The sequence below is a fragment of the Aeromonas sp. 602658 genome (assembly GCF_049173005.1).
Taxonomy (GTDB): Bacteria; Pseudomonadota; Gammaproteobacteria; order Enterobacterales; family Aeromonadaceae; genus Aeromonas; species Aeromonas veronii_A.
Genome location: NZ_JAAKRF010000044.1, coordinates 13,971 through 27,125, shown reverse-complemented (window position 1 = coordinate 27,125; position 13,155 = coordinate 13,971). Strand labels below are relative to the sequence as shown.

The 13,155-nt window shown below is 60.1% G+C and carries 13 protein-coding genes and 1 pseudogene; 6 read left to right on the top strand and 8 right to left on the bottom strand.

Translation table 11 applies throughout. The annotated features are described in order from the left end of the window. The 4 genes and pseudogenes from G5253_RS19125 to fhuB all read left to right on the top strand — a co-directional run. Positions 1-240 (top strand): annotated as a pseudogene (locus G5253_RS19125) (multidrug ABC transporter permease/ATP-binding protein); the annotation flags it as partial. A 46-nt stretch (positions 241-286) separates the two neighbouring features. Further along, a complete protein-coding gene (locus G5253_RS19120) occupies positions 287-1,051 on the top strand; it encodes an ATP-binding cassette domain-containing protein (protein ID WP_362771798.1) in 765 nt (254 codons plus the stop codon). A gap of 33 nt (positions 1,052-1,084) precedes the next feature. Beyond that, entirely contained in the window at positions 1,085-1,969 is an 885-nt protein-coding gene (locus tag G5253_RS19115) for an ABC transporter substrate-binding protein (protein WP_216963988.1), read from the top strand. After that, positions 1,966-3,948 carry a Fe(3+)-hydroxamate ABC transporter permease FhuB gene (gene fhuB, locus G5253_RS19110; protein ID WP_421204037.1) on the top strand — a complete coding sequence of 661 codons (1,983 nt, stop codon included), beginning with the start codon at positions 1,966-1,968 and terminating at the stop codon, positions 3,946-3,948. Before G5253_RS19115 ends, fhuB begins: the two co-directional genes overlap by 4 nt. A gap of 71 nt (positions 3,949-4,019) precedes the next feature. On the opposite strand, the gene mnmE is transcribed toward fhuB, so the two are convergent. The 8 genes from mnmE to G5253_RS19070 all read right to left on the bottom strand — a co-directional run bounded on the left by mnmE (position 4,020) and on the right by G5253_RS19070 (position 10,286). After that, positions 4,020-5,381, bottom strand: coding sequence for a tRNA uridine-5-carboxymethylaminomethyl(34) synthesis GTPase MnmE (mnmE, locus tag G5253_RS19105; RefSeq protein ID WP_106844446.1), 1,362 nt, complete (start codon positions 5,379-5,381; stop codon positions 4,020-4,022). A gap of 99 nt (positions 5,382-5,480) precedes the next feature. After that, the gene (gene yidC / locus G5253_RS19100) at positions 5,481-7,127 is read right to left on the bottom strand and encodes a membrane protein insertase YidC (RefSeq protein ID WP_088868083.1); all 1,647 of its coding nucleotides are present in this window, start codon (positions 7,125-7,127) and stop codon (positions 5,481-5,483) included. A gap of 5 nt (positions 7,128-7,132) precedes the next feature. Next, complete coding sequence (gene yidD, locus G5253_RS19095) at positions 7,133-7,381, bottom strand: membrane protein insertion efficiency factor YidD (RefSeq protein WP_075116235.1); 249 nt, start codon at positions 7,379-7,381, stop codon at positions 7,133-7,135. After that, on the bottom strand, positions 7,348-7,707 hold the full coding sequence (gene rnpA / locus G5253_RS19090) for a ribonuclease P protein component (protein WP_005342318.1): 360 nt from the start codon (positions 7,705-7,707) through the stop codon (positions 7,348-7,350). The genes yidD and rnpA overlap by 34 nt, the downstream gene beginning before the upstream one ends. After that, entirely contained in the window at positions 7,707-7,841 is a 135-nt protein-coding gene (rpmH, locus tag G5253_RS19085; protein ID WP_005307156.1) for a 50S ribosomal protein L34, read from the bottom strand. Before rpmH ends, rnpA begins: the two co-directional genes overlap by 1 nt. Before the next feature lie 270 nt (positions 7,842-8,111). Continuing rightward, complete coding sequence (locus tag G5253_RS19080) at positions 8,112-8,846, bottom strand: amino acid ABC transporter ATP-binding protein (protein ID WP_005339311.1); 735 nt, start codon at positions 8,844-8,846, stop codon at positions 8,112-8,114. A gap of 12 nt (positions 8,847-8,858) precedes the next feature. Then, positions 8,859-9,527: an amino acid ABC transporter permease gene (locus G5253_RS19075; RefSeq protein ID WP_019445518.1), complete on the bottom strand. Its 669-nt coding sequence runs from the start codon at positions 9,525-9,527 to the stop codon at positions 8,859-8,861. Further along, positions 9,528-10,286 (bottom strand): amino acid ABC transporter substrate-binding protein, encoded by a 759-nt coding sequence (locus G5253_RS19070; RefSeq protein WP_266135162.1) that lies wholly within the window; start codon positions 10,284-10,286, stop codon positions 9,528-9,530. 311 nt (positions 10,287-10,597) lie between these two features. On the opposite strand from G5253_RS19070, the gene dnaA reads away from it, so the two are divergent. Both dnaA and dnaN read left to right on the top strand, forming a co-directional pair. Continuing rightward, positions 10,598-11,968: a chromosomal replication initiator protein DnaA gene (gene dnaA, locus G5253_RS19065; protein WP_005339307.1), complete on the top strand. Its 1,371-nt coding sequence runs from the start codon at positions 10,598-10,600 to the stop codon at positions 11,966-11,968. Positions 11,969-12,051: 83 nt separating this feature from the next. Further along, positions 12,052-13,155 carry a DNA polymerase III subunit beta gene (gene dnaN / locus G5253_RS19060; RefSeq protein WP_005339306.1) on the top strand — a complete coding sequence of 368 codons (1,104 nt, stop codon included), beginning with the start codon at positions 12,052-12,054 and terminating at the stop codon, positions 13,153-13,155.

Genomic DNA, 13,155 nt, shown 5'->3' with positions numbered 1-13,155 from the left:
GACGAGTGGGCCGCGGATCAGGATCCCCAGTTCCGCCGCATCTTCTATCAGCTGCTGTTGCCGCGCCTCAAGGAGATGGGCAAGACGGTAATTGCTATCAGTCACGATGATCACTATTTCCCGCTGGCCGATCGCCTGCTGGAGATGCGTCAGGGCCAGCTCACCGAACTGACCGGGGCGCGCCGCGCCGCAGTGAGCCGTGATGCGATTGCCCATCTGGATTGCGAGGTGCCAGCTTGATGCCGGCACCGATGAGACTGGCGGCAAGCCAGCACAGGAATTGCTTATGTTCGAGATGAAATCAGCCAGCTTCACGGTCAATGACCGCACGTTGCTGCACCCCACCGACCTGCGTTTCGAGCAGGGACAGGTCTATGGCCTCATCGGCCACAATGGGTCGGGTAAATCGACCCTGCTCAAGCTGCTGGCACGCCAGCAACCCTTGAGTGATGGAGAGATCCTGTTCGATGGCAAGCCGCTACCCGACTGGGGCAACCGGGAGTTTGCCCGTCAGGTGGCCTATCTGCCCCAGCATCTGCCGAGCGCCGAGAATCTGCTCGGGCGGGAGCTGGTGGAGATGGGCCGCTATCCCTGGCGCGGCCTGTTGGGCCGGATGGGGGCGGAGGATCACCGTCAGGTCGATCGGGCCATCGCCCTTACCCATACCGAACGCTTTGCCGATCGGCTGGTGGATACCCTCTCCGGCGGCGAGCGGGGCAGGGTCTGGCTGGCGATGCTGCTGGCGCAGGAGAGCCGCTTCATCCTGCTGGACGAGCCGCTGGCCGCGCTGGATGTGGCCCATCAGGTGGAGGTGCTGACGCTGGTCAAGCAGTTGAGCCGTCAGCTAAACCTTGGGGTCATCATCGTCATTCACGACATCAATATGGCCTCCCGCTTCTGTGATCGGTTGGTGGCGCTCCACTCCGGCCGCCTGCTCACCCACGGCGAACCGGAGGGGATCATGACCAGCGAGACCCTGAACGCCATCTATGGCATCCCGATGGAGGTCATTCGCCATCCGGCTCATGCTCATCCCATCGCCATCGTCTGACCGGGGGCTCTCTTGAACCGTTTATTGAAGAAGATGGCACCCTGCCTTATCAGCCTGCTGCTGCCACTAGCGGCGCAGGCCGACACATCCCCGATCGCCTCTGCGCCGCTACCCCGTATCGCCACCGTCGACTGGACCATAGCCGAGACCCTGCTGGCGCTCGGGGTGACGCCGCTGGCCGTTGGGGATGCAGGCCCCTATCAGGCATGGGTCGGCGAGCCACGGCTACCTGCCGGAGTGGTGGATATCGGCCTGCGCACCCAGCCCAACCGTGAGCTGCTGGCGGAGCTCAAACCCGATCGCATCCTCATCTCGCCGCTGGCGGCCCCGCTGGCGCCAACTCTTTCCCGCATCGCGCCGGTGAGCACCATCGCCCTCTATGATGGGCAAACCGATCTGTGGCAGAGACTGCACGAGGTGACCCTGACCCTCGCCCGCATGGTGGGCAAAACCGCCGAGGGCGAACGGCTGCTGGCCGGGCTGGATCGTGATCTCGCCAGCATGCAGGCCAGATTGCCTGCGGATCTGCCGCCCCTGCTGGTGGTGCAGTTTATCGATGAGCGCCATGTGCGGGTGTTTGGTCGCCACAGCCTGTTCGATGCGGTGATGACGCGGCTCGGGCTGCGTAATGGCTGGCAGGAGCAGACCAATGACTGGGGTTTCTCGGTGGTCAGCATCGAGCAGTTTATGACCTTGCCAACCGCGCGGCTGGTGGTGGTCGATCCCATCCCGGTCGGAGTGAGCGAACGGCTGCAGGAGCCTGGGCTGTGGCAGCATCTGCCGCTGGTACGGCAGGCGCCCGTGCTGCATCTGCCTGCGGTCTGGAGTTTTGGCGGCGTATTGGCCGCCCGCCGTTTCGCCGGTCTGCTCAGCGATGCATTGCTGCAAGATGTCGAGCGTATGGAGGCTAGCCGATGAAGCGACTGCTCACATCGCCGCTGCTGCGGCCGGTCTCGATCCTGCTGGGGTTGACCCTCTTGCTCGCGTATTGGGAGCTGGCTCGCCAGCTGCCCGGTGCGCTCTGGTGGCAGAGCCTGTTCGCCCCCAATCTGAATGACGTCAGCCAAGCGGTGGTGCATTTCAGCTGGCTACCCCGCCTGGTTGTCACCCTGCTGGCCGGGGCGGCGCTCGGGCTGGCAGGCACCCTGATGCAGCAGGTGCTGCGCAACCCGCTCGCGTCACCGACCACCTTGGGGGTGGCCTCCGGTGCCCAACTGGCGTTGATGATGGTGACCCTGTTTGCCCCCTCCTGGCTGCTGCTGGGGCGGGAGTGGATCGCCATGGCCGGCGGTAGCCTTGCGATGGCACTGGTGTTTGCCCTGGCCTGGCGTCGCCAGCTCAATCCGGTGGTCATCGTCTTTGCCGGGCTGGTGATCAACCTCTATCTGGCGGCCATCAGCATGGGGCTCTTGCTGTTCTTTCAGGAGGAGCTGAAAGGCTTGCTGGTGTGGGGCAGTGGCTCGCTAGTGCAGAACAGCTGGAGCGGGGTGAGTTACCTATTGCCCCGCCTGCTGGCAGCTGCTGCGCTGGCTTCGGTACTGGTACGCCCGCTGGCGGTGCTGGAGCTGGATGATGCCAGCGCCCGCAGTCTGGGGGTATCCCTGCAGCATCTGCGTTTTGCCGGACTGGGGCTGGCGGTGTTTGTCACCGCTTGCGTGGTGAGCGTGGTGGGGCTGATCGGCTTTATCGGGCTGGCCGCCCCCGCCATGGTGCGGCTGCTCGGGATCCGCCAGCTCGGCCAGCGACTGCTGTGGGCTCCGATCCTCGGCGCCCTGCTGCTGGCGGCGACCGATCTGCTGCTGCAGAGTCTGAGCCGCTTCTGGCCGGTATTGATCCCCACCGGCGCAATGACCGCCATGCTGGGGGCGCCACTGCTGCTCTGGCTGATCCCGCGCCTTGGCATCAAGTCGGGTACGCCGAAGGCAAACGCCGCTCTGCCGGTGGCCCGCCATCCGGCACCGGCTCGCCTTGTCGGCCTGTTGCTGGTCGGGCTGATGCTGGCCATGGTCGCCTCCCTGCTGGTTGGACAGGGGATGACGGGCTGGAGCTGGCCAAGCTGGCTGCGCTGGCAGGCCCAACTGGAGTGGCGGTTGCCGCGCACTCTGGCGGCGGGGGCGGCTGGTGTGCTGCTGGCGCTGGCGGGCACCCTGTTGCAGCGGGTCAGCAACAATTCTATGGCGAGCCCGGAGCTGCTGGGGGTGAGCGGCGGCACCTTTATGGGGGTGATAGCGACAGCCTTACTGCAGCCAGCTTTGCCGTTGCCCATAATGCTGCTGGGTGGCCTTCTCGGTGCCTTCGGCTGCCTGTTGCTGCTGGTGCTGGTCAATCGCAAGCACGGCTTCCAGCCGGAACGGATCCTGCTCTCCGGCATCGCCATCACGGCACTGTTTGAGCCGCTGCAGGCCATTGCGCTGGCCAACGGTGACATGCGGGTGCAGCAACTGCTCTCCTGGATGTCCGGCTCCACCTATTACGTCACCCTGCCGGTGGCCTATGGGCTGGTGGGGCTGGCGCTGTTGATGCTGGCCGCCTGCCTGCTGGTGAGCCGTTGGCTCGATCTGCTGCCGATGGGGGCGGCGGTAGCCACCGCACTCGGCATTCGCCTCAACCGTGCCCAGCTCGCCATCTTGCTGCTGGTGGCCGTGCTCACCGCCAGCGCCACCCTGGTGGTCGGGCCGCTCTCGTTCGTCGGTCTGTTGGCACCGCATATGGCCAAGCTGATGGGGCTGGTGCGGGCTCGCTGGCACCTGCTTGGGGCCGCCGCTTCCGGCGCCCTGTTGATGGTATCGGCGGACTGGGTCGGCCAGCAGATCCTCTTCCCGCAGGAGGTGCCGGTCGGGCTGGTCTCCACCCTATTAGGGGGCGCTTACTTCATGTGGTGCCTGCGCCGCCTCTAGGTTTGCGGACAAAAAACGCACAATAAAAAGCCCGGGACGAACCCGGGCTTTTTGTTGTCTGCCGAACCGGCTTACTTGCCGATGCAGAAGCTGGAGAAGATGCGGCCCAGCAGATCGTCGGAGCTGAATTCGCCGGTGATCTCGGAGAGGGACTCCTGCGCCAGGCGCAACTCTTCGGCCACCAGCTCGCCGGCCACGAACACTTCTAGCTGCTCCTTGGCCACCAGCAGGCGCTCGGCGGCGCGCTCCAGTGCATCCAGATGGCGGCGGCGGGCCATAAAGCCCCCCTCGGTGTTGCCCTGGAAGCCCATGCAGGCTTTCAGGTGTTCGCGCAGGGCGGGCAGCCCCAGTTCGGTTTTGGCGGAGATGCGGTAGACGGCGTGGCCCTGCTCCTGGCTCGGTGCCAGATCCTCGCCGGTCAGGTCTGCCTTGTTGCGAATGACGGTGAGGCCGATGTTTTTTGGCAACCGATCAACAAATTCCGGCCAGATCTCCCGCGGGTCAACCGCATCTGTGGTGGTGCCATCCACCATAAACAGCACCCGATCGGCCTGTTCAATCTCGGCCCAGGCGCGTTCGATACCGATCTGCTCCACCTTGTCCTGAGTGTCGCGCAGACCGGCGGTGTCGATGATGTGCAGCGGCATGCCATCGAGATGGATGTGTTCGCGCAGCACATCGCGGGTGGTGCCAGCGATCTCGGTGACGATGGCCGACTCACGGCCCGCCAGAGCGTTGAGCAGGCTCGATTTGCCGGCGTTGGGACGACCGGCGATCACCACCTTCATCCCTTCCCGCAGCAGAGCGCCCTGTTTGGCTTCCCCGCGGACATCGTCCAGCTCGGACATGATGCTATAGAGGTCGCCCGCCACCTTGCCATCGGAGAGGAAGTCGATCTCCTCGTCCGGGAAGTCGATGGCCGCTTCCACATAGATGCGCAGCCGGATCAGGCTCTCCACCAGTTGCTGGATTTTGCTGGAGAACTGCCCCTGCAGGGAGTGCATGGCGCTGCGGGCGGCCTGTTCGCTGGAGGCTTCAATAAGGTCAGCGATGGCTTCGGCCTGGGCCAGATCCAGCTTGTCGTTGATGAAGGCGCGCTCGCTGAACTCGCCGGGGCGGGCAGGGCGGATGCCATCGATTTTCAGAATGCGGCGGATCAGCATGTCCATGATGACGGGGCCGCCGTGGCCCTGCAGCTCCAGCACATCCTCGCCGGTGAAGCTGTTGGGGGCTTTGAACAGCAGGGCGATGCCCTGATCCAGTACCTGGCCTTGCTCATCCTTGAACGGCAGATATTCGGCGTAGCGCACCCGCGGGAGCTTGCCGAGCACTATCCCGGCGACCTGTTCGGCGGCGGGGCCGGAGACCCGGACTATGCCGACGCCACCACGGCCTGGCGCGGTGGCCTGGGCCACGATCGTATCTGTTGTCATCTTGCTTGGCTCGTTTGTTCGCTGATAGGAAAACGTAGTGGGAGACATTGTAATAAAAAAGGCGGCCCGAAGGCCGCCTCTTTTGTCATCACGGGAAGATTAGCTGCGTGAATGCAGTCCTTTCTTCTCCAGCTGACGATAGATGATGGTCTGCTGGATGATGGAGATGACGTTGCTCACCAGCCAGTAGAGAGTCAGGCCAGCCGGGAACCAGAGGAACATGAAAGTGAAGATGATCGGCATGAACTGCATCACTTTCTGCTGCATCGGGTCGGTTACGGTGGTCGGGCTCATCTTCTGCAGATACCACATGGAGGCACCCATGAGGATTGGCAGCACGAAGAAGGGGTCCTTCACTGACAGGTCAGTGATCCACAGGGCAAACGGCGCGTGACGCAGTTCAACAGACTCCATCAGTGCCCAGTAGAGGGCGATGAAGATCGGCATCTGAACCAGGATCGGCAGGCAGCCACCCAGCGGGTTGACCTTCTCCTTCTTGTACAGCTCCATCATGCCCTGAGACATCTTCTGGCGGTCATCGCCGAAGCGCTCGCGCAGGGCCGCAATCTTGGGTTGCAGCATGCGCATCTTGGCCATGGAGGTGTACTGGGCCTTGGTCAGCGGGAACATGATGCCGCGCACCAGCAGGGTCAGCATGATGATGGCCAGACCCCAGTTCTGGACGAAACCGTGGAACACGGTCAGCAGCCAGTGCAGCGGTTGGGCGATGAACCACAGCCAGCCGTAGTCGACGGTCAGGTCGAGGTGGTTAGCCACCTTGGCCATCTGGTCTTGCAGCTTGGGGCCAACCCACAGTTTGCTGGTCACTTCGGCCTGTTGACCGGCAGCCACGTCAACCATCGGCGCCTTGTAACCGATGATGGCCTGGCCTTTACCCGGGATCACGCGGCTGTAGAAGCTGTTGGTATCGTCGGCATTCGGAGCCCAGGCAGAGACGAAGTAGTGTTGCAGCATGGCGACCCAACCACCCTTGGTGGTCTTGTTCAGGTCGGCATCCTTCATCTCGTCGAAGGTGTACTTCTTGTAGCGGGTATCTTCAGTGGAGAAGGCACCACCACGGTAAGCGCTGGCTACCATGGCATGACCTTCCTGATCCTTCGGCGTTGCTACGGTCTGCTTCAGCTGACCATAGAACTGCACCTGAACCGGCTCGGCAGATTTGTTGTCGATCTTGTAATCAACGCCAACGGCATAGTCGCCACGCTTGAGGATGAACTCCTTGGTGAAGACCACGCCCTTGCTGTCGGTCCAGGTCATCGGAACGACGACTTGATCCTGACCATCGGCCAGCTGATAGCTGGTCTGGGCGGCTTCATAGGTAGGACGACCTTCGGCCTGACTGTCCGGACCATTGCGACCCACCAGACCGCTCTGGGCGATATAGAGGTGCTCAGGCTTGCTGGTCAGCAGCACGAACGGTTGGTCCTTGCCCTCTTCCAGTTTGTGAGACAGCAGTTCGGCAGACACGATGTCGCCACCCTGGGTATCCAGGGTCAGCTTGAGCACGTCAGAGGAGACGGTGATCAGCTTGCGTGCGGCAGTCGCATTGGCTTGCTCGGAAACCTGAGGAATATCACCGGTCTGACCGGCTTCAGGTACGAAATGTTCGGTTTGGGCCACGGTAGTCGGGGCCGGCTTCGGAGCCTTGTCGGACTCCCACTGTTGCCAGAGCAGAAAGCTCACGAACAGCAAACCGATCAGGAGTAGATTGCGTTGTGATTCCATAGTTTTCAGTTTCTTCGCTTTGGTTGCGGAACCGGGTCATAACCACCCTCGGATAAGGGATGGCATTTTAATAGACGTTTGCTGGCTAACCAAACGCCTTTTATGAAACCGTGAAGTCGGATGGCTTCTATCGCAAATTGGGAACAAGTTGGGGTAAAACGGCAGCGCGGCCCGAGCAGAGGGCTAATGATTAGCTGATACAGGCGTATCAGTTTGATAGCTACCCATTGCAACGGCGTGACAGGGTGCGCCATAGCTTTTCCAGTAACTTGAACAGTTCCTCGTTATCCATCTCTTTCACACCGGCCTTGGCGATCACCACGATGTCGATAGCGGGCAGCTGATGTTGTTTGAGGCGGAAACTTTCCCGAACCACCCGTTTGACACGATTACGCCAAACGGCACGCTTGAGTGCTTTTTTGGGCACAGCGAGACCAAGACGAGGGTGTTCGAGCGAATTGGGAGAAGCGAGAAGGGTTATCTGCGGAGAGGCGGCCCGGACAGGCTCGGCGAAAACGCGTTTGAAGTGTTCGGGAGTTAACAGACGTAACTCCCGAGAGAAGGTGTGCTGGGTAGGCATTAGACTACCAGGCGGGCACGACCCTTGGCACGACGAGCGGCCAGAACTTTACGACCGTTGGCAGTTGCCATGCGGGCGCGGAAACCGTGAGAGCGCTTGCGCTTCAGGTTGGACGGTTGAAAAGTACGTTTCATGATTCGATTCCGTATTTCTGTACAGTTTTGATTGTCACACTTAGCCGACGCGCCAGCTATAGCGTGTGACGACTAGCAAAAGAGGCCGAATTCTAAACAGAGTTCGGCTTTTAGTCAATCCGCCGTTCCCTCTCATCCTGCCGTGGTCTTGAAAAGGCCACTGCCGAGCGTGAGGATCCAGAGGATCAAGGGCTCCGGATTATACTGGCAACCCGGGGTTAAACAAGGGATCCCTCAATAAAAAAGGCGGCCAGGCCGCCAAAGAGAGAGCTATTTAAGGACTTTCCGCAAGAACTCCCGGGTACGGGGATCCTTGGGATCGACCAATATCTGATCCGGCGGGCCCTGCTCGACGATCCGTCCTCCTTCCATGAAGATCACCCGATCGGCAACATCACGAGCAAATTCAATCTCATGAGTCACCACCACCATGGTCTGGTGCTGGCGGGCCAACTCTTTCATCAGTCCCAAAACCTCGTCGACCCACTCGGGATCGAGGGCCGAGGTGGGCTCGTCAAACAGGATCACCTTGGAGTGTGCCGCCATGGCGCGGCCAATGCCGACCCGCTGCTGCTGGCCGCCGGAGAGGGAGGCCGGATAGGCATCCTGCTTGTCGGCGAGGCCAATGTCCTTGAGGATGCCGAGCGCTGTGGCGCGGGCCTCCGCTTTTGGCTGCTTCCAGACGGTGATCAGCCCTTCGGCGATGTTGTCGAGCGCCGTCTTGTTGGCAAACAGGGCGTAGTTCTGGAACACGAAGGAGGCCCGCTTGCGCAGCTCGATCGCCTGCTGTTCGCTGGCCTTGGCCAGATTCAGCTCGAGATCGTCGATGGCAAGGGTGCCCGCATCCGGGGTCTCCAGCAGGTTCAGGCAGCGCAACAGGGTCGACTTGCCGGTGCCGGAGGGGCCGATGATGACGACAATTTCCCCCTTTTTGACCTCCAGATCGATACCGTTGAGCACCTGATTGCCGTGATATGCCTTGGAGAGGCCGGTTAGCTTGATCATGAGAGCCCTCCTTTAATAGGCACGGTTGAGACGGACTTCCAGCAGATGCTGCAAGCGGGTAAAGAAGATCACCACCACCCAGTAGATCAGCGCCACCGCCATAAAGCTCTCGAAGAACTTGAAGGAGGAGGAGGCTTCCATCTGCGCCTTGCCCATGATCTCGGCCACTCCCAGAGTGAAAGCCAGCGAGGTGCTCTTGATCATGTCGATGAAGTAGTTCATCAGCGACGGGGTGGCGATACGGGCCGCCTGCGGCAGGATGATCCGCTGCATCGCCTGATAACGGCTCATGCCGATACTGAGCGCCGCTTCCATCTGGCTTTTGTGAATGCCGAGGATGGCTGCGCGGATCGACTCGGCCATGTAGGCGGCGAAGTGCAGGGTCAGACCGACGATGGCGGCGGTAAAGGCATCCATCCCCACGAAGATCGGGAACAGTTGCGGCAGTCCGTAGTAGAGCAGAAACAGCTGAACGAGTAGCGGTGTACCCCGAAAGAACGAGATATAGAGCATCGCCAGCCAGTGAATCGCGGGGACGCGAAACACCCGTACTATCGCCAGGGCCAGCGAGAGTACGAGTGCCAGCACGAATCCCCACAGGGCCATCTCCATCGTGGTGCCCAGATATTTGAGCAGGATGGGAAACAGCCCCAGCGTGTATTCGAGGTCAAATTCCATCATTTATCTGTCGGTGATGTCGGAAGCGAACCATTTCTCGGAGATCTGACGCAGGGAGCCATCCTTGCGCATGGCGGTCAGGGCCTCGTCGACCTTCTTCAGCAGAGCCTGTTTCTCCGGGGTCTTCAGGAAGGGCAGGGCGTTCTCGATAGTCTCGAACGGTGCGCCAGCCTGTTGCAGCGGCAGCTTGGACTCCTTGATCAGCTGGGCGGTGGAGACGCGGTCCATCACGAAGGCATCGATGCGACCCAGGGCGACATCCTGCTCGAAGGCGGAGTCATAGGTGCGGATATCGATCTTCTTGTTCGGGTCGTTCTTGCGCAGCAGCTCTTCGAAGTTGGAACCCAGGTTCACGGCAACGCTCTTGCCTTCCAGATCCTTGATGCCGTGGATGGTGCTATTGCCCTTGCGGACCACGATCTGGGCGCCGTCATAGACGTAAGGTTGGGAGAAGTCGTACTTCGCCTTGCGCTCGTCGGTGATGGTGATCTGGTTGGAGATGGTGTCGATGCGGCCGGTTTCCAGCATGCCGAACAGGCCGGAGAAGCTGGCGGTCACGAATTCGACCTTGTAGCCGGTGCGCTCGCCGATCTGGTTCCACATATCCACTTCAAACCCTTGCAGCTTGTCCTGCTTGACGAAGGTGAACGGGAAATATTTGCCAGACATGCCGACCTTGATGGTCTCCTGGGCGATGGCCTGACCGGACAGGGTGGTGAGCAGGATGGCTGCGCCGGAAATCAGTTTGATGGATGTTTTCATGGTGTTTCTCTCTCTCGATGTCTTGTATTTGTAGTTGTAATAACTGGTTTGGCCCTGATGTTATTGGAATAAAATTTAAAAAATAAATGACATTTGGTTATATGAAATAACAGGAGAGAAGCACGGGATCGACCAATCCGGACGGTGGATCAAGCTGTGGGTAACTTTGGGGATGAAAGATGATCCGGAGGCGCTGGATCCTTGAAAGTCAAGGATCTTATTTGCTGGATCCACCGGGCGATGGCTGGAGATCCGGCGGCTAAAAACGTAGAATAGCCGGTCTTTAGTTAATCAATCGACAGGAGTTTAGAGTGACTGCTTCGCTATGGCAGCAGTGCCTTAACCGGCTGCAAGATGAGTTGCCCTCGGCAGAATTCAGCATGTGGATCCGGCCGCTTCAAGCGGAGTTGAGTGACAATACTCTGACCCTGTATGCACCGAATCGCTTTGTTCTGGACTGGGTACGAGACAAGTATCTCATCCGGGTTAACGGCATCATCAACGAACTCTGCGGGGTCGACGGCCCCGCCCTGCGTTTTGATATAGGCAATCGTCCTCATCCTGTTGCTGTCGCCAGAGCGCCGGTACAGGGTGCCGCGCCTGTGAATAACTTGCAGAAGAGCTGGGAAAGCAAGGCTGAAGCCAAGCCCGAGCCGAACCACAAGAGCAACACCAACGTGAACTATACCTTCGAGAATTTCGTCGAGGGTAAGTCCAACCAGTTGGCGCGTGCGGCTGCCCGTCAGGTAGCGGACAATCCGGGTGGTGCTTACAACCCGCTGTTCCTCTATGGCGGCACTGGCCTGGGTAAAACCCACCTGCTGCACGCCGTTGGCAATGCCATCAAGGAGAGTAAAAAAGATGCCAAAGTCATCTATATGCACTCCGAGCGGTTTGTTCAGGACATGGTGAAAGCGCTGCAAAACAACGCCATTGAAGAGTTCAAGCGTTACTACCGCAGCGTCGATGCCCTGCTCATCGATGACATCCAGTTCTTCGCCAACAAGGAGCGCTCCCAGGAGGAGTTCTTCCATACCTTCAATGCCTTGCTGGAAGGTAACCAGCAGATCATCCTGACCTCGGATCGCTATCCGAAGGAGATCAACGGTGTCGAGGATCGCCTCAAGTCCCGCTTCGGCTGGGGCCTGACCGTGGCGATCGAACCGCCGGAGCTGGAGACCCGTGTCGCGATCCTGATGCGCAAGGCAGACGAGAACCAGATCCATCTGCCGGACGAAGTGGCCTTCTTCATTGCCAAACGTCTGCGATCCAACGTCCGTGAACTGGAAGGCGCCCTCAACCGGGTGATCGCCAACGCCAACTTCACCGGCCGTGCCATCAATATTGATTTCGTGCGCGAAGCGCTGCGCGACCTGTTGGCACTGCAGGAGAAGCTGGTCACCATCGACAACATCCAGAAGACGGTGGCGGAGTACTACAAGATCAAGCTGGCGGATCTGCTCTCCAAGCGTCGTTCCCGCTCTGTTGCCCGTCCGCGCCAGCTGGCGATGGCTCTGGCCAAGGAGCTGACCAACCACAGTTTGCCGGAGATAGGTGATGCCTTTGGTGGCCGTGACCACACTACCGTTCTTCATGCCTGCCGCAAGATCGAGCAGCTGAAGGAGGAGAGTCACGACATCAAGGAGGACTATTCCAACCTGATCCGTACCCTTTCTTCCTGATAACGGAATCGAGTGGACAGATGCAGCGCGAATATTCCAACCTGATCCGAATCTTTTCCTCCTAATCACAACGGAGAGCACAGATGCAGCTCGAAATTAGCCGTGAGGCCCTGTTACGTCCTCTGCAACTGGTGTCCGGCGCCCTCGGCGGCCGACCGACCCTGCCGATCCTCGGCAACGTGCTGCTTGATGTCAGCAACGGTCTGCTGTCACTGACCGGTACCGATCTCGAAGTAGAGATGATCGGTCAGGTCTATCTGAATGGGGCCAGCGAAGATGGCCGCACCACAGTACCGGCGCGCAAGCTGCTGGATATCTGCCGTGGTCTGCCGGAAGGCGCCGAGATCCGTCTCAATACCGAAGGCGAGCGCCTGATCATCCGGTCCGGTCGTTCCCGCTTCAACCTATCGACCCTGCCGGCGACCGAGTATCCGAACATCGAGGATTGGGAATCCGTGCTCGAGTTCGATATCAGCCAGCTGGAGCTGAAGAAGCTGATCGATGCGACCCAGTTCTCCATGGCCAGCCAGGATGTTCGTTACTACCTGAACGGTATGCTGTTCGAGAGCGAAGGTCACGGTCTGCGCACCGTGGCGACCGATGGTCACCGTCTGGCTACCTGCCGCCGCGAGGTGGTCGGGGAATCGCTGCCCGATCATCAGGTTATCCTGCCGCGCAAAGGGGTACTGGAGCTGGTGCGTCTGCTGGAAGCGGAAGACAAGCCGGTACGTCTGCAGATCGGTCGCAGCAACCTGCGTGCAGCCCTCGACGGCTTCATCTTCACCTCCAAGCTGGTGGATGGTCGCTTCCCGGACTGGCGCCGCGTCATTCCGCGCAACAGCGACAAGGCGCTCATCGCCGGCCGTGAGGATCTGCGTCAGGCGTTTGCCCGCGCCGCCATCCTCTCCAACGAGAAATTCCGTGGGGTGCGTCTCAATCTGCAGGAAAACCTGCTGCGCATCACCGCCAACAACCCGGAACAGGAAGAAGCCGAAGAGCTGCTTGACGTACAATATGCCGCTGGCGAGATGGAGATCGGCTTTAACGTCTCTTATGTGCTCGACGTGCTGAATACGTTAAAATGTGACCAAATTCGGATTAGCCTGAGCGATTCCATCAGCAGTGCCATTATTGAGGATTTTGAACATCAGGATGCTCAGTACGTGGTGATGCCGATGCGGATCTAG

Bases quoted from the DNA above. Each gene is read 5' to 3' on its own strand.
- G5253_RS19075 (WP_019445518.1), bottom strand. From the start codon at position 9,527: ATGATGGAATTTGACCTCGAATACACGCTGGGGCTGTTTCCCATCCTG.
- yidD (WP_075116235.1), bottom strand. From the start codon at position 7,381: ATGGCGCACCCTGTCACGCCGTTGCAATGGGTAGCTATCAAACTGATA.
- yidC (WP_088868083.1), bottom strand. From the start codon at position 7,127: ATGGAATCACAACGCAATCTACTCCTGATCGGTTTGCTGTTCGTGAGC.
- fhuB (WP_421204037.1), top strand. From the start codon at position 1,966: ATGAAGCGACTGCTCACATCGCCGCTGCTGCGGCCGGTCTCGATCCTG.
- dnaN (WP_005339306.1), top strand. From the start codon at position 12,052: ATGCAGCTCGAAATTAGCCGTGAGGCCCTGTTACGTCCTCTGCAACTG.
- G5253_RS19120 (WP_362771798.1), top strand. From the start codon at position 287: ATGTTCGAGATGAAATCAGCCAGCTTCACGGTCAATGACCGCACGTTG.
- G5253_RS19080 (WP_005339311.1), bottom strand. From the start codon at position 8,846: ATGATCAAGCTAACCGGCCTCTCCAAGGCATATCACGGCAATCAGGTG.
- G5253_RS19070 (WP_266135162.1), bottom strand. From the start codon at position 10,286: ATGAAAACATCCATCAAACTGATTTCCGGCGCAGCCATCCTGCTCACC.
- rpmH (WP_005307156.1), bottom strand. From the start codon at position 7,841: ATGAAACGTACTTTTCAACCGTCCAACCTGAAGCGCAAGCGCTCTCAC.
- mnmE (WP_106844446.1), bottom strand. From the start codon at position 5,381: ATGACAACAGATACGATCGTGGCCCAGGCCACCGCGCCAGGCCGTGGT.
- rnpA (WP_005342318.1), bottom strand. From the start codon at position 7,707: ATGCCTACCCAGCACACCTTCTCTCGGGAGTTACGTCTGTTAACTCCC.
- G5253_RS19115 (WP_216963988.1), top strand. From the start codon at position 1,085: ATGGCACCCTGCCTTATCAGCCTGCTGCTGCCACTAGCGGCGCAGGCC.